This is a genomic window from Pseudoalteromonas sp. OOF1S-7, assembly GCF_022347765.1.
Lineage (GTDB): Bacteria > Pseudomonadota > Gammaproteobacteria > Enterobacterales > Alteromonadaceae > Pseudoalteromonas.
Map to the genome: position 1 here is coordinate 1 of NZ_JAKRFZ010000026.1, position 15404 is coordinate 15404.

Here is a 15404-nt window from a genome sequence, read left to right on the forward strand (position 1 = left end):
TTAGTCACTCAGTTCAGTTGAGACTCTAAATTTTTGTGCGTCATTCAGTAAAACTGAAATCTGCTGTTAGAACTCAATCTGTACGAGTGCCCACACAGATGATTGCTTCATATTTTTAAAGAACAAAGTAACTAACCCTGGTTAGTTACCGCAGCCTCGCTGCGAAGTGGAGCGCCATATTAACCGCTTCACTTTTAAAGTCAACTAGAAAATTTAATTTTTCTTAATTAAGCTTTCCGCTTGGCTTCCCGTCACTTGGCGCCTTGCTTTTCAGCGTTGTGCCCCGTGTCGGTGGATGCGCATTATAGGGAAATCGAAAAACGATGCAACCCCTTTTTTCATTTTTTTGGATCTTTTTGATCTTTTATCTTTAAACCTTCAATACTGACGGGAAATCCATCGAGAAGGTGCAATCTTTTCAACAGGTTCTATATTTAATTATTGCGATATTTGATTAAGTCGTTAATATAGCAACCTTTCTTGTTAAATTAATGTGTATTCAACGTTTTTTGGTAGATCCTTATGAATATTCTCGATCGTAAGACACTGATTACTGTACTTCTCCTGGCCATATTGAGTTATGCGCTCGGCCACTTTGTACTAGTAAACAGTCAAATTGATCCCGCCTTATTACTGGCTCTGGGCATCGTAATCGGAGGCGTGGCATCTGCTTTTGCTTCCTCAACAGGAAATACAGGTAGTGACAACAGTACCTCAGTGGAGACAACCACACTGTATGTCGGCAATTTACCTTACAGAGCAAATGAGCAAGTCGTCCGGGATTTGTTCGAAGAAAAGGGACGTGTTTTTTCAGTCCGTTTGCTTAAAGATAAGAACACAGGTAAACGCCGGGGGTTTGGGTTTGTCGAAATGCCTGAGCCTGATGCCCTCAAAGCCATCAACGAACTCAATGAATCTGAATTTCAGCAACGCACGTTAAAAGTCAGAGAGGCGAAACAAAAACAAGAGCCGCTGACGACTAACGATCAGGACTGATCTCTTTCATTTTATAACAGCTCGTTGTACGCACAAACAGAGGTGGTGCCAGTTCGGTTACCACCCCTTTTTTGTCTTGTACATGCTTACAGCCATATCGAAATACGCCCACCATTCAGATGCACTGAGGGCCATCAACGAACTCAATGAATCTGAATTTCAGCATCGCACGTTAAAAGTCAGAGAGATGGAACAAAAACAAGCGTCACGGACTACTCACGATCAGGACTGATCTCTTTCATTTTATAACAGCTCGTTGTACGCACAAACAGGTGGAGGCGATTCGATTACCACCCTTTTTTATTCATGATCAAGGTTGATCAATTTGATTTCCAGTCGCTCAACTGGATGTGCCTGCTGTGCTGTTGCGTACCAGTTCATTATGCCTTGTCTCACTTGCGTATGCTGACTTATTACCTTTATTTCACTGGTAGTATGGGTGACGTTGTCGTTCACCAATAAGGAAACTACACGCCTGGCAATTGCAGCACCAGAATCAATCAGCGTAACAGACTCTGGAATAAACTCGCTCAAGGGCTTCGCAATAATAGGAAAGTGCGTGCACCCAAGTACCAGATGATCTAGCTCAGATGCGAGGTCAAGCTGGTTGATCTCAGAAGTAAGCTGCTTATGGTCAATTTCGCCGGACCAATAAAACTGTTCAGCCAGTTCAACCAACTTAGTCGACTGATAAAGATCCACCCGGCATTCACTCGCGAATTGCTTGATCAGTTGCTGAGTGTAGATATTCCGAGAGGTCGCCGGCGTCGCCAGCAACCCAATGTGCCTGCTGCCACTAGCAAAAGCCGCGGGTTTGATTGCTGGCACAACCCCAACTATAGGAATAGAAGTTAACTGACGGGTAGACGCTAATGCATAAGTTGAGGCGGTGTTACACGCAATAACTATAATATCGACAGAGAGCTGCTCACGATCGAGCCACCTAACCAAGGAAGCCAGACGCTGCTGGATCGTCTGCTGAGACTGCAGGCCATAAGGCAGCAGCTGGTTGTCCATCACATAACTGTAATCTGCATGAGGCAAAGCGTTACGAATGTGCGTGAGTACACTGGTTCCGCCAATACCAGAATCAAAAACAAGAATGTGTGGCACATGCGCTCCTTATTTACAGTTTCGCGCGCAGTGTGCCACGGTCAGGGTTCAAAATAAATACTTACGTCAAATCCTAAGCTGGGAGGGTTTTGGCGCTTTATTATACTTGCTGCTCCTGCTTATCAGCCTGACGCGATTCTAGTGCGCTAAAGAATCCTTGTGCATAATCAAGAAACTCATTCAGGCGTGTCTGACCTTCATTAATCCACGCCATAATATCCGGTAACTGCGCCTCTATACCCAATCCTTTCGCTTCATCATGGATCCCTTCCAGGCGTTGATCCAATGGTTGCAATGCTTTTTCCAGATCTTTCATCGGATTACTCTGCTGGTATTGAGCAATTGCTGCCGACGTTTTGGTCTGGCGTAAATCCATGGTGAAGTTGACAATTTGCTCGCTATTGATCCCCAGCTCCTGGACTTTGGCAAAAGCATCATCGTAATCACCGGCAAAAAAGGTGTCGCTGACATCGCGGATGTCTTTCATCATGTCATTGATCGCTGCCTGTTCATCTTCGTTGAGGTCGCCATTCACACTGATGGAAAAATTAAGTTCATGACTGCTTTGTTCGCCATAAGCAAACCCTTCACCGTCACCATTACGCGCATAGCTTGCCGCTTTCGACTGGCTCATCGCATCACTGAAGGAGATCACCACTTCATCGCCTTCTGCTGTGGTAAAGGCATACTCGGCTTGATTAGATAAACTGGCGAATTGTGCCGCGCTCACTGATACTTGCTGTGGCTTAGGATCAAACAGTTCTTTTTCAAACTCGTCCAGACCGTTAAAAATCCCTTCCCGGGACTTTTCTATGCCTTCCTCAATTTCATCATTAAACAGGCCATTGCCTTTTAAGTCTTCAGACGCTTCATCGATCCCCATCTGCACGCCCTTGCGCGCCTGCTCAAGCATATTTTTGAGTGTGTCGTCGTCTTCTCCTGCGGCTTTGGCTTTTTTTACCGCCCCCTGCACAAACCCCAATACATTTTTGACAATTTCTTCAAAATCAAACAGGGGCTTGTCTTTTTCTTCTTTTTTCTCAATCCCCAGCGCCTGCGCCAGTTTGTCATCGAGGATCTTTGCCGCTGCCTGGGATTTGTTTCCGTGGTAACTATCCGTATTAATTGACATATTAGGGATAAGCGATTTGGCTTTACCCGCCTTATGCTGCATCGCCGGATTCAACAGCTGATTCAACTGTCCGATTTTCATGTCTGCTCTCCGCTTTACTTGATAGTTGGTTATCGGCCAAAACGCCTTTAACTAAAGCCTATTGTACAATAAAAGAGCAAAAAATTTTGCTCTTTGCTGGACAAATCAAAAGTGCATCCTAAAATAGCGCCTCTTTGCATTAACTATGGTGGTTTTAATATGGCGGTGATCACGATTGACACTTCGACCTACGAGCAACAGTTGAAAGAAAAACAACAGCGGATCAGTGCGCAATTTGCCCGCTTCGATGCGCCACAGCTGGAAGTGTACGACTCCCCCAAAAGCCACTATCGCCAGCGTTGCGAGTTCCGCGTCTGGCATGATGGAGACGATCTGTTCCACATTATGTTCGATCAACAGACCAAGGAAAAGATCCGAGTCGATCAGTTCGATCCGGGCGCCCCCTTGGTCAATGAAATGATGCAGGTCATGATGGAGAAACTGCGCCATAACGAGATCCTGCGCCGTAAACTATTCCAGATCGATTACCTGACCACGCTCAGTGGTGAAGTGCTGATCAGCCTGCTTTATCACAAAGCACTAGACGACGCCTGGCAAGAGGCCATGCAGGTTTTACGTCAGGATTTACAGCAAAGTTATAAAGTCGACTTTATTGGTCGTGCCAGAAAACAAAAAGTGGTGTTTGGCGATGACTTTGTGACAGAGCAGCTTACCGTCAATGGCAGGCAGTATACCTATCAGCAGGTTGAAAACAGTTTCACTCAACCTAATGCGACAGTGAATGAAAAGATGTTGACCTGGGCACAGAACCTGTGCGCGCCACTGCAAAATGACCTGCTGGAGCTGTATTGTGGCAATGGTAACTTTTCTATTGCCCTGGCCGGACAATTTAATCGCGTACTGGCCACAGAGATCTCAAAATCATCCGTTCATTCGGCGCAATACAATATTGCAGCCAATAAGGTGGATAATCTGGATATCATTCGCATGTCGAGTGAGGAATTTACGGCAGCCATGAAAGGCGAAAAACAGTTCTCTCGCCTCAAAGGCATAGATCTGAAAAGTTACAACTGCCAGACCATTTTAGTCGATCCACCCCGTGCAGGTATGGACGAGCTCACCTGTAAATTGGTCAGTCAGTACGACAACATCATTTATATTTCCTGCAACCCTGACACCCTGGAGCGCGATTTAGACATGTTGTGCAATACACACCAGGTTTCGCGTATCGCTATATTCGATCAGTTCCCCTATACCCACCATGTGGAGTCTGGCGTCTTTCTGACCAGAAAGTAATAGCTGGCTGCAGATATAAAAAACCCGCGATCATCGCGGGTTTTTTTATCATCTTACAAATTACGACTTCTTAGCAAGATAGTTAATCAAAGCAGCGATGTCATCTGGTGACGTCACTCCTGATTCACGCGATAAGATCAGCTTGTATTTGCCATTAACGATAAATGTAGGGACACCAGTCAGCGCGCCTTTATCTTGCATCTGCTCTTGTGAACGCTTCATTTTCTTTGCTTTAGTACGCACCGAGAAACTCTTGTAAAGCTTATCAAACTTCTCGGCAGACACACCATTCGCGACAAACAAGTCTTTGATGTCTGCCAGTTCATTGAACTTACCACGCTTACCGTGTAAGTGGGCAAACATCGCCGCAACAATCTTGTCTTTTTGTGGCAGTACTGACGCTGTGGCAAGCGCATTGCTCATCATCTGTTGAATTTCGGGGTCACGCACGCCCACAAAGTCAACGTGGCTCTTTTTGAATTTTACATCCTGGTCTAGTTTTGGCTTAAACTCACCGATCAGCGACTCAAAGTTGTTACACGCCGGGCAGTAAAAGGAGAAGTACTCAGTGACTTCTGGTTTCTTTGTGCCGCGCTCTGCGACTACTTCATAGTGCTTGCCTTCCTGAAAATTGGCAGCCTGGGCCATCACAGGCAGTAACAGCGCCAGTGCGGCGGCATAAATTGATTTAAACATAGACTGCTCCCATTATTTTTCTAGTAAGTGTTTAACCAGCTCATCCAGCTCAGCCTGACTGCTCAGCTCTCTCAGGTTAATTTTATATTTGTCATTCACAACGAAAGTGGGGACGCCAGTCAGTGCACCCGCCTTACTGAACGTATCTTGCTTTTCAACCATGGCTTTCTCAGCGCTGAGCACAGGCATGCTGGCCATAGCGGCATCAAACTGCTCAGCAGTAATGCCATTGGCTTCTAGCAGCTTTTTGATGTCTTTGAGCTCTTTTAGTTGTACCTGCTGCACATGAATGGTGTTAAAGATTTGCTCGCTTACCTGTTGCGCCTTCCCATGATGTTTGGCAATGATGTAGGCATAGCTCAGATAACTCTGCACTTCAGGTGGTAGTCCGCCCAGGAAATTAACGTGGCTTTTTTCAAATACAGCGCCAGCCGGTAGGTTTTTTTCTAGCGCTTTAGCCACAGGCTCAAACTGGAAGCAATGCGGGCAGTAGAAGGAAAAGAACTCAGTGACTTTGGCTGAGTCGCTCTTTGCTGTCGTTAATGTCTGATAGTGTTTACCATCCGTGAAGTCGGCGGCCATCGCCAACACAGGCATACACAATGCAATTAGCGCAACCTTAATCGATTTTAACATTACTATTCTCTCTAAATTTTTATGGATAAAGACTGAGCGCCGCTTCATCCAGTGCGGCAAGTTGTTCTTTTAACGCCAGGATCTGTTGTTCCCAGTATTTGTCTGTTGCAAACCACGAAAAGTTCCGGGGAAATGCCGGATCATGCCAGCGCTTGGCCAGCCATCCCATGTAATGCACCATACGCATGGCCCTGAGCGGCTCAATCAGAGCAAGCTCTCGGGTGTCAAATGATGCAAACTCTTCATAGCCGGATAACAGGGTATCAAGTTGCATAACCTGATTTTGCCTGTCACCACTTAGCATCATCCAGAGATCCTGAACAGCAGGGCCCCGACGACAATCATCGAGGTCCACAATCATTAACTGTTCCTGAGACCATAGAATATTGCCAGCATGACAATCACCATGCAAACGGATCTGCTGGAATGGTGTAAATTTTTCTCCTGCCTTGTTAATTACCTGATCAAGCACGGTACTAAACGCCAGTCGCAATGTGTCCGGCAGACAGTCAGAGGCGAGAATATCCGTACGTGGTTGATACAGATAGCTGGCTGCATCAATCGTCGGACGATGCGCAAACTCCCCTTGCCTGGCAACACTGTGCAAGCGCCCAATGTAACGCCCGAGCATTTCCAGGTGATCCAGGTTGTCCATTTCAAACTGACGACCGCCAACACTTGGGAACAGGCAAAAGCGATAGCCCTGATGTTCGAACAAGCTTTGCCCGTCAACACGTAACGGGGCGACAACAGGCACTTCGGCTTGCTGCAAGGCGAGTGTGAAATCATGCTCTTCCTGGATCTGCTCAGAGTGCCAGCGCTCCGGACGATAAAATTTAGCCACATAGCGGCAATTATCGTCAGCACGAAACTGGTACACCCGATTCTCATAACTATTGAGCGGAAGCAACCCGGATTCAGGATAAACCCCTACGTTTTCAATGGCATCGAGGATCAGATCTGGGGTTAAATTCTGAAAGCTGAAATCAGTCATAGTTTTTACCTTTCACAGCCCGGCACCTCTATGGCGGTGGGCCAAGTAACAAAAAAGCGGGCTAACCCGCTTTTGTGATGTATATGAGTTGCCTCATTGTACCCTATCTCTGCTAACGACCTTTAAAAAAGTTCGTCGGCTGTGCAATAAACTCAGAAGGCTCATCTTTCACTGTGATGACAAATTCAAACTCTGTCACCGGTAATGTCAGATCGTACGGATCAATCACCACAGACAGGGGTTGATCGACCGTTGAACCGGCTGCAATTGCAATTTCCTGTTTACCGATAATGGTAAAGTCTGATAAACCACGAATGCTGATCAGGAAAGTTTGAGGCACCTGCGCCTTATTGATCATCTTCAGCGTGTAGGTATTTTCAACCAACCCTTCTACATTGACCCGATAAAGCTGGTTTCTGTCCCGGATGATATCCAGATCGAGTGTTTTTCGCATTGCGACATTGACAGCCAGAGCACCACTTAACACAATCAGAATCAGTACGTAGCCGATTAATTTACCCCGTACCGCTTTGGTTTTTTCACTGCCACTTTCCAGGTTGCGCTCGGTTGTGTAGGAAATTAACCCCTTTGGATAATTCATTTTATCCATCACGTCATCGCACGCATCAATACAGGCGCCACAATTAATACACTCGTATTGCAGACCATTTCGGATGTCAATGCCAGTTGGGCAAACCTGCACACACAACTTACAGTCGATGCAGTCTCCCAGGCCCAGTTCTTTCGGGTTCTGCTTACGACCTCGTGGACCTCGACTTTCACCTCGCTCACTATCATAGCTCACCGTGAAAGTATCTTTGTCGAACATCGCAGACTGGAAACGTGAATAAGGACAAATATGCAAGCACATGATCTCCCGCATCCAGCCAGCATTGCCATAAGTGCACAAAGTGAAGATCACCACACTTAACGCCGCATACCCGGAAGCCGAAAACATCAGCAGGTCGGGGAGTAACGCACGAATAGGTGTGAAATAACCCACAAACGAAATGGCCGTATACAGAGAAAACAGCATCCAGCTGGAGTGTTTGGCAGACTTGCGCCAGAACTTATTAAAACTCATTGGTTGCTGATCGAGTTTTTTACGCTGATTGGCTGTGCCCTCTAGCTTTTCTTCAAACCAGATGAAGATGAAGGTCCAAACCGTTTGCGGACAGGTATAGCCACACCATACCCGACCATAGAAGGTAGTCACCAAAAACAAGGCAAAGGCCGAAATCATCAGAATAAAGGCCAGGATTGTCAAATCCTGTGGCCACAACGTCAATCCAAAAATATTGAATTTCTGCTCAAAAATATCAAACAGCACCGCCTGCTCGCCATTAAAGTTAATCCAGGGCAGCAGCATGAAAGCCAGCATACCGATAAAACCGATCTGCTTTCGGAGTTTCTGATGTAGTCCGGTGACAGCCCTGACATAAATGCGGTTGCGAGGGTTAAATCTGTCTGGTTGTAAATCGTCGGGTTTATGGATTTTGACATCGACGGGAATATTTTTGACCTTAATTTGCTTGTCCATCACAGCTCCTTACGCGCCTGGGACAGGTACTTGCTACAGTGACCTCTATTTATATATGTAGTATATCAATCTGGGTTAGATCTCGCTCATTTTAAAGGGAAAAGCCGACATAAAACAGCATTGCGACCAATCCAGGTAATAAAAAATTCTGAGCGCTAAACTTGCTTTTAATTCCGTCATTTTATTACACTGGCGACATCTTTTGGCTGTTTAGATCAAAGTAGTTGCAGTTATGAAAAAGTATCTGATTTTAGTGGTGGTGATCCTGGCACTGTTCACCATAGATCATCCAAAGGTCAAAGAGCCACGCGAGCAAATAATCCAGTACGGCGTTGACCTGCTTGGAGACACCAGCAAAGCTCAGTACAGCCTGGCGGCCAAACTTGCACGCCAGCAGATCAACAAAGAGCTGACATTAACGGAGTCAGAGCAGGATTACATTATGTCCGCCCTGTCGACCAATGAAAAAATGAAGGTGTTTCACCTGAAGTTTTGCGAAGGTAACGAGCTCAATATGTATTTCTATGGCCCAAAACTGCTGACGGTGTGTGAGATCGCGGCCGGCTCGCTGCGTGAGGCGGGACTGTAATGGACTTTTCACACCTGAACAAAGCCAGCGCCAAATCTTTTAACGAACAAAAGGCATTGCTCAAGAAGCTGAGTAAAGGCCAGACGGTGTTATGTAAGCACTGTAACCAGCCTGTTCAGCTTGATCTGAAGGTCGCTGAGGGTACCAAGGGCAGTGCACATTGCGTAAAAGGCTGCACCCACATTGCACTTGATTTGATGTAACTGAGTTACTCGTTGTAGAGGCCGCTCGCCAGGGCGACCTGCTCTATCAAGGCGGCATACCCTTGTGCAAAGTCATTGGCTAACGCCAACTGCTCAGCACAAAACGCCGCCATATCCTGCCCCGATTGCTGACAATATAGGGTAACCTGCTGCTCTTGCAGGCTGAAAAAGGCCAACTGCTCGGTCGCCATTTGCAGCGCCTGAAGCAACTCTTGCGGCACGCCAGGGGTGCTCACCAGGCGCTCATAATAATGTTGGCTGGCCAGTAAAAACCCCTGACTCCACTGCTGCTTGTCAGCCCAGGCAGAACTCGCCTGCACAGGCAGGGAGAATTGATCAGAGAAAACCTGCTCGCTGATATGATGATGGAGCGCCAAAAAGGCAAACACCGTGTGCTCTTCAAGCGCCTCATCATTCAGACTGAGTTCACTCAGCCATTGTTCTGGCTCAATGCCATCCGGGCTACAGATGAGTGCAAACAGGTAGCCTTCCACACCATGTAAGCTCAAAGCCCCGGGTCGTTTTGCCAGGTAGTCAGTCAGCGCTTGCTGATGCTGCGTTTCGTAATTAAAGCTCATCATAACTTATAAATTGACCGGATAACGCCCTTCACTATCCGGGCGTCCCAAGAATTTAACCGCATCGTGCACTTCTTTTGGCAAGGAGGCCTCTGGTTTGATATTGCCCGCAACGCGGAACTGCATATTGGCCGCCAAAGTCGCATCGGCATGCAGTCCTAGTCGGTTTTCCGGGTCGACGGTCACGGCGATATCGCCGGATTTACAACTCAATGTGCCACTCATATCACCGATACTAAACCAGCCAGTGAGGCCTTTAATGTCAATATTAGGGCTGCTGATCTCACCTGTCAGTGCTTCGCAATATGGCTGTCCAGTGTGATACTCATCAATGCTGAGGATCACCCGGCCTTTGGCATCCACAGGTAACGGCAGGGTAACCTGCTGCATTGCCTGTTCAACACTAAAACGCAGTACAGCACCGTCCAGCATGGCCGTCTGATCCAGCAACGACACAGAAAAATTGCTGTTCCCGGAGATTTCGTCAAGTGCTCTGGGAGAACCAAAACGCACTTTACCCTGTAACTGGCCGGTCAGAAGTCCCCAGCCACTCAGCTGCCAGGTCACATCATTCAGTTGGACATTTTCGTAACGAACCTCACTGATCCGTCCTTCCCACACAGACCCTGACACAGCACCAACGGCCAGCGCCCTGGGCAGAGAGCTCTGTGATAACTGCAAAACGATGCTCGCTGGCATGCTAATGGCTGTAAATACACCAAAGGCCAGTAAAAAAACCAGCACTAAACTGATGATCTTCTTCATACTTAATTCTCTAATACCAGGCGACTAACCCGAACATATCCAGGGGCATCTTCCTTCCCCAGATCCAGATTAGCCACTTTAACACCATGCTGATTGGTCAGCTCGTCCAGCCAGGCAATCAACTGGTTAAACTCCACGTTGTCGATATTCACACGCAATGAATTGTCGCTTGGTTGCATTTTGCTGATGGCAATTTTATATTGACCACGTGTGCGGTTAACCAGTTGAGTCAGGTTAACATTAGCCGCAGAAGCACGACCCGCCCCCTGGCTCTTTAATTGAGTCACACTTTTGCCTACCCAGGACACCAGCGCTCGTTGTTTGTCGACTTCTTTTTCAGCTTTCTCTACTGCGCTATTCAGGGGTCGGATCACACCCATCACTAACACAAAGATACAAAATACCACGCCCGCAATGATCAGCAGCTTTTGCTCCTGTTCTTTCAGAGATTGCCAATAATTGATCACTTGCTGTTTCATGCTGCACCTCGAATGCGGATCTCTCCGATCACGTAGTCGCCATCATTGTTGAGTGCACCTTGCTGCACTGTCATACCGCGCTGCTCAAGAATACTCTTCACCTGACCGAATACCTGGAAGCCATTTGCTTTAGCGCGGATCCGCAACTCATTACGGCGTTGATCATAACGCAGTGTTTCCGGTTCAAAGTCCTCCACCTCGTCGAACACAGTCACAAAGTGATTGGTCAACTCTAAAAACCCGCCTTGCTGCTCACCCGATAAACTGTTCAACTCATTCTGGATCTGCTTTTTCAGCAGATGTGGACGCACCACTTTATTCGGAAAAGCGTTTTTATAACTGGCAATCGCCTGAGCACTAAGCTCCTCCGCCTGACTTTGCAATAAGATCAGTTGTGTAGATTTGACCGCGATAAAACACACTAAAGCCACTGATGCGGCAATTAAACCACTTTGCCAGTCACGCCACCACTGGGGCTGTTTTTTCTTAGCAGCAAATTTACCCTGACGTAAATTGAAGCTTTGCTGCTCTAACTGTTTAGCAAACAGTGCCAAGGGTAAGTCATATTCGCTTTCCATGGCTTCCAGTGTTTTGGTCGACCCGAGGGCTTCGCCGGGACTGTAATGTTGCACACGCTCAGCAGATAACAAGCTCAAGTAGCCCACCAACCAGTCTGGCTCAACGCCACTCACCTGCCAATCAGCCGTACGGAACAACCACTGGGTGCCCAGCTCTATGGCACTGATGGTATCTTCCGCTGGCGCTGGCAACAATAACGCATCTGGCAACAAGCGTTGAACACTGATATCAAAATCATCAAACAACGCCATCCATGCCGTTAACCAGGCTTTATCACACAGCGCAACATCTATGGTGTGCTGTTCGTCACGTTGTCCCGCTTTACCAACCGCAATAAACGCCTTATCAATGTCGCAGGCAATCTGCTCTTCCAGCATAAACGGCAGAGCCTGTTCCAGCTTACGATTCCACTTTGCGGGTAAATCAATCGTTTTTAACTGCACACTAGAGGCAGGCAACAACACGGCAACCGAGCGGCTTTGTGATTTTTCACTGAGCTCACCGAGCAGCCCGGCATGCTCCAGCTCCCCGCTGGCAATGATCTGCGCGTCTTGCGCCGACCAGACTAACCAGTGAACCGGCTCTTGTTGTGAGTGACCCACACGGATCATCAATTTTTCTGACACTAAACGCCTCCAAATTTACGCGCTAGGATGCTCGCCCGACCATCTTTTATTTCGATTATTGAGGTCAGGCGAAACAAACGCTCATCGAACTGAGCCTTTGCTCGTAACTTAAAATAATTGCTTGAAATAGTAAAAATTTTATCGTTCTTTTGCTTGTCTGAAGCGCCCTGATTTGCCGCTTCTGTATAAAATTCCTGAATTGAGTCAAAGCCTTTTTCCGGGCGAGCCGAAATAATCGCCTCCGCACCAGACTGACTGAGTCCCTCCATCAAAGCGCTTAATAACAAAGCCTGCTCAGGCTTAATGGTATTGACATTGATGGCCAGCTCAGTACTACCCGGGATAACACACACATATGGCAAAAGTTTTTCCATTACCAGCGGGTTAAACCCTTTGATGACTCTCAGCTCACTGACCGACGCAAACAAGTTATTCGCTGTCAGATATGGGGTTCGGAGCGACATATATTCATCTTCTTCAGCACCAGATCGAAAGGTGATACTGTCATCGTCCAGCCAGTCATACACGCTGTCAGCCATAGCCTCTTCGCTTTCTTCACTGGGCAAGTCTTCGATGTTCTTTAACAACTCAAGCAATGCTTTATGTGCCGGGTTCGTTTCATTCCGGGCACCTGTTTTACCCTGCGCTTTAGCCCGCAATGCGTTGAGGTTTAAACATGCCTGCAAATCCGTAACCTGACCGCTCAGTGTGCCATGATCTACCGGATATGGCACTTCTTCCAGTGCCCAGGGCTGGCCAAGGTGAACTTTATCTGGGTCGTCTTTACGGCTATCGAGCAACACCTTTTTTACCAACTCTTCCGCCCCATAGCTGTACCACTTGGCTTGTTGATGGGTCTGCAGGTTCGTCGCTTTTTGCACCTGTACCATCAGACTCATGGTCATTTCTGTTGCGATAGTCGCAGCCAACGCCACGATAAACAAAACAATGACTAACGCTGCACCACGTTGAGATTTCACGCTAGCCCCTCCTTTGTCCATCATCGTTATCCTGATCGGTGTTGTTATTGCCATTGCCATTGCGATTGTCGTCATCGCTGTTGGCCTGTTTTACTTTGCCATCGCCCGGAGTCAAAAATATACGCCGGATGGGATCAGCTTCTTTTTGTTGTACCGTAACAGCCACTGCCAGAGGCAAGGCTTTAATGTCCCAACTATTTTGCCATTTCTGCTTATCGTCCAGAAATTCAAACTTGAGCTCTTCAACATTTTCCAGGATCACCTGGCTGCGAGGCTCAGTGCCATCCAGCTGGTCAATATAAATTCGGTAAATGCGCTCCAGGTTGTCATCCACCACCCGGTAGCCGACAGCCTGTAATTCAGAGCGAGGTAACAGACTGATCGGATTCGTCCAGCCATCGCGAACAAACGCAATACCGTCATACTGGCTACTGAGGTTGTAACGACCATGGATAACATAAGTCGGGCTAAAGTCACCCGCCTCATTACGCACTTCCCGCTTGGTCATCTGGTTGAAATCCTGATCCATCAGACGAAACATGGTTTGTAATGATTCCAGCTCAGCAATCGTTTCCTCAGAAGCCTCCTTGGCCCTGAGTGTGGTATCCAGGATCTGGTGTGTCGCGGTCACCACCATAGCCAGAATAGCCAGTGCCAGCAACACTTCAATCAGGGTAAAGCCGCCCTGCCGGGAGGAGATATGCACGCGCATTATCGCTTCCCTTTTTTGTAGATAAAGGTGGTCAGGTCGTACACTGAGTGTTCACGCTTCTCATCGGAAAACACTTCTATCGTCACCTTCACAAAAGTGGGATCAGCCGTAGCCAGGGTTGACTGGGACCAGTACCAGGTAACGCCCCCCATCTCCTCGTCTCCCTTTAAGCCATTTCTAACGGCGCCTTCTTTGGCACCGGCACGCATCATGACGAGACGGTTTTCTGCCACCCAGGATGCATAAGCTTGCTGCTCCAGGGTGCTAATATGGTTGATGTGTTCACCAGTTGCCTGCATCGCGGCAATGCCCGCCACGGCACAGATACTGAGCGCCACCATCACTTCTAAGAGCGTAAAGCCAGCTTGTTTTGTCCGTGTAATCAGACCATTCATGAATCTTCCGGCTCCTTGCGTAAATTCACCGGTGCCATAAACTCGCCTTCAATAAAATACACCGGCTCGCTCTGTTCCTCGAGTTCAAGGCTGAGCTGAAACGCGCTGACTTCACCTGATGACAGCAGCAAAACCTGAGGAATTTTTAGTTTTTTTAGCTCCAGCAGACTCTCTTCGTCACCGCTGCCCATTAGCTCTCGCCAGTTTGCCTGCTCCAGCATATTGTCCTGTGCCCAGGCTAAATCTTCTGTGCTGAGTTCTATTTTGTACTCATCAGTGTACTCAACCGCCTCATAGAGCTCTTCGGCATCAAATGTCGCCCACTTCTCACCATCAAAAACCAAGAATTCGAGCTTCTTCTTATCCAGATGAAAGCCCAGTTCTATTTGGTTGAGAATAGCGAACTCAGAGGCCATATTGATCACACTGTGCAGTCGGAGTGCTTCACGTTCCAGTTCTTCTTCCATATCGTCAGAGAGTGTATATGTAACCAGGTTGACAGAAAAGCCAATGATCACCAGCACCATCAGGATTTCGATAAGGCTGAATCCGGCCTGACGACCGGATTTAGGTAGGTGCGCCTGATGCACACCCGACTGAACGTCTACTGCTGTGTGCATAAGAATTAACGGTCTTCTTCGCTGTCCCAGTTACCCAGGTCATCTTCAGTACCCACTTCGCCGTCAGGACCCATAGAGAAGATGTCGATTTTACCCATTTCACCTGGGCTCACCAGCTGGTACGGATTGCCCCAAGGATCTTCAGGTAGCTTTGAAATAAAGCCGCCTTCCGGGAAGCGCTTAGGCACAGGATCTATGGTGGTTTGTGTTACCAAAGCTTCCAGGCCTTGCTCTGTGGTTGGGTACTTTTTGTTTTTAAGCTTGTACATTTTCATTGCGTCTTCAATCTGACGAATGTCCAGCATCGCTTTTTCTTTTGCTGCTTCTTCTTGTTGACCCATAATGTTGGGTGCCACGATAGACATGATCATACCGATGATCACCAGAACCACCATTACTTCTAATAATGAAAAGCCGGATTGTTTATTCACGT

Annotated in this window: 19 protein-coding genes and 1 pseudogene; 5 read left to right on the forward strand and 15 right to left on the reverse strand. The window is 47.5% G+C overall.

What is annotated here, in order from left to right; genetic code table 11:
* Positions 1-522 precede the first annotated feature (522 nt).
* Entirely contained in the window at positions 523-996 is a 474-nt protein-coding gene (locus tag MHN33_RS22615; protein ID WP_239401593.1) for an RNA-binding protein, read from the forward strand.
* 118 nt (positions 997-1114) lie between these two features.
* Positions 1115-1228, forward strand: a pseudogene (locus MHN33_RS24075) (RNA-binding protein); the annotation flags it as partial.
* A gap of 68 nt (positions 1229-1296) precedes the next feature.
* On the opposite strand, the gene murI reads toward MHN33_RS24075, so the two are convergent.
* Both murI and MHN33_RS22625 read right to left on the reverse strand, forming a co-directional pair.
* Positions 1297-2109, reverse strand: coding sequence for a glutamate racemase (gene murI, locus MHN33_RS22620; protein ID WP_239401595.1), 813 nt, complete (start codon positions 2107-2109; stop codon positions 1297-1299).
* Positions 2110-2209: 100 nt separating this feature from the next.
* A complete protein-coding gene (locus MHN33_RS22625) occupies positions 2210-3322 on the reverse strand; it encodes a DUF5610 domain-containing protein (RefSeq protein WP_239401597.1) in 1113 nt (370 codons plus the stop codon).
* A gap of 159 nt (positions 3323-3481) precedes the next feature.
* On the opposite strand from MHN33_RS22625, the gene trmA reads away from it, so the two are divergent.
* A complete protein-coding gene (gene trmA / locus MHN33_RS22630) occupies positions 3482-4579 on the forward strand; it encodes a tRNA (uridine(54)-C5)-methyltransferase TrmA (protein WP_239401599.1) in 1098 nt (365 codons plus the stop codon).
* A 60-nt stretch (positions 4580-4639) separates the two neighbouring features.
* Here the strand turns inward: trmA and MHN33_RS22635 are convergent, their stop codons facing one another.
* The 4 genes from MHN33_RS22635 to ccoG form a co-directional block, all read right to left on the reverse strand.
* Positions 4640-5275: a thiol:disulfide interchange protein DsbA/DsbL gene (locus tag MHN33_RS22635; RefSeq protein ID WP_239401601.1), complete on the reverse strand. Its 636-nt coding sequence runs from the start codon at positions 5273-5275 to the stop codon at positions 4640-4642.
* Positions 5276-5287: 12 nt separating this feature from the next.
* Complete coding sequence (locus tag MHN33_RS22640) at positions 5288-5911, reverse strand: thiol:disulfide interchange protein DsbA/DsbL (protein WP_239401603.1); 624 nt, start codon at positions 5909-5911, stop codon at positions 5288-5290.
* 19 nt (positions 5912-5930) lie between these two features.
* On the reverse strand, positions 5931-6905 hold the full coding sequence (locus tag MHN33_RS22645; protein ID WP_239401605.1) for a serine/threonine protein kinase: 975 nt from the start codon (positions 6903-6905) through the stop codon (positions 5931-5933).
* A 112-nt stretch (positions 6906-7017) separates the two neighbouring features.
* Positions 7018-8445: a cytochrome c oxidase accessory protein CcoG gene (ccoG, locus tag MHN33_RS22650; protein ID WP_239401607.1), complete on the reverse strand. Its 1428-nt coding sequence runs from the start codon at positions 8443-8445 to the stop codon at positions 7018-7020.
* Between the two features lie 232 nt (positions 8446-8677).
* Here ccoG and MHN33_RS22655 point away from each other — a divergent pair, with 232 nt between their 5' ends.
* Both MHN33_RS22655 and MHN33_RS22660 read left to right on the forward strand, forming a co-directional pair.
* Positions 8678-9034, forward strand: coding sequence for a hypothetical protein (locus MHN33_RS22655; RefSeq protein WP_239401609.1), 357 nt, complete (start codon positions 8678-8680; stop codon positions 9032-9034).
* Entirely contained in the window at positions 9034-9237 is a 204-nt protein-coding gene (locus MHN33_RS22660) for a hypothetical protein (protein ID WP_239401611.1), read from the forward strand. The genes MHN33_RS22655 and MHN33_RS22660 overlap by 1 nt, the downstream gene beginning before the upstream one ends.
* A gap of 5 nt (positions 9238-9242) precedes the next feature.
* Here MHN33_RS22660 and MHN33_RS22665 read toward each other — a convergent pair whose 3' ends face one another.
* The 9 genes from MHN33_RS22665 to gspG are packed head-to-tail and all read right to left on the reverse strand — an operon-like array spanning position 9243 to position 15402.
* Positions 9243-9818 (reverse strand): UPF0149 family protein, encoded by a 576-nt coding sequence (locus MHN33_RS22665; RefSeq protein WP_239401613.1) that lies wholly within the window; start codon positions 9816-9818, stop codon positions 9243-9245.
* A gap of 3 nt (positions 9819-9821) precedes the next feature.
* On the reverse strand, positions 9822-10580 hold the full coding sequence (locus MHN33_RS22670; protein ID WP_239401615.1) for a type II secretion system protein N: 759 nt from the start codon (positions 10578-10580) through the stop codon (positions 9822-9824).
* A 2-nt stretch (positions 10581-10582) separates the two neighbouring features.
* Positions 10583-11059 (reverse strand): type II secretion system protein M, encoded by a 477-nt coding sequence (locus tag MHN33_RS22675; protein ID WP_239401617.1) that lies wholly within the window; start codon positions 11057-11059, stop codon positions 10583-10585.
* The gene (gspL, locus tag MHN33_RS22680) at positions 11056-12264 is read right to left on the reverse strand and encodes a type II secretion system protein GspL (RefSeq protein WP_239401619.1); all 1209 of its coding nucleotides are present in this window, start codon (positions 12262-12264) and stop codon (positions 11056-11058) included. Before gspL ends, MHN33_RS22675 begins: the two co-directional genes overlap by 4 nt.
* Positions 12264-13265, reverse strand: coding sequence for a type II secretion system minor pseudopilin GspK (gene gspK, locus MHN33_RS22685; protein ID WP_239401686.1), 1002 nt, complete (start codon positions 13263-13265; stop codon positions 12264-12266). The genes gspL and gspK overlap by 1 nt, the downstream gene beginning before the upstream one ends.
* Positions 13246-13956, reverse strand: a complete 711-nt coding sequence (gene gspJ / locus MHN33_RS22690; protein ID WP_239401621.1) for a type II secretion system minor pseudopilin GspJ — start codon at positions 13954-13956, stop codon at positions 13246-13248. Before gspJ ends, gspK begins: the two co-directional genes overlap by 20 nt.
* On the reverse strand, positions 13956-14351 hold the full coding sequence (gene gspI, locus MHN33_RS22695; protein WP_239401623.1) for a type II secretion system minor pseudopilin GspI: 396 nt from the start codon (positions 14349-14351) through the stop codon (positions 13956-13958). Before gspI ends, gspJ begins: the two co-directional genes overlap by 1 nt.
* Entirely contained in the window at positions 14348-14971 is a 624-nt protein-coding gene (locus tag MHN33_RS22700; protein ID WP_275442999.1) for a type II secretion system protein, read from the reverse strand. The genes gspI and MHN33_RS22700 overlap by 4 nt, the downstream gene beginning before the upstream one ends.
* A gap of 5 nt (positions 14972-14976) precedes the next feature.
* Entirely contained in the window at positions 14977-15402 is a 426-nt protein-coding gene (gene gspG, locus MHN33_RS22705) for a type II secretion system major pseudopilin GspG (protein WP_343224854.1), read from the reverse strand.
* Positions 15403-15404: the final 2 nt, after the last annotated feature.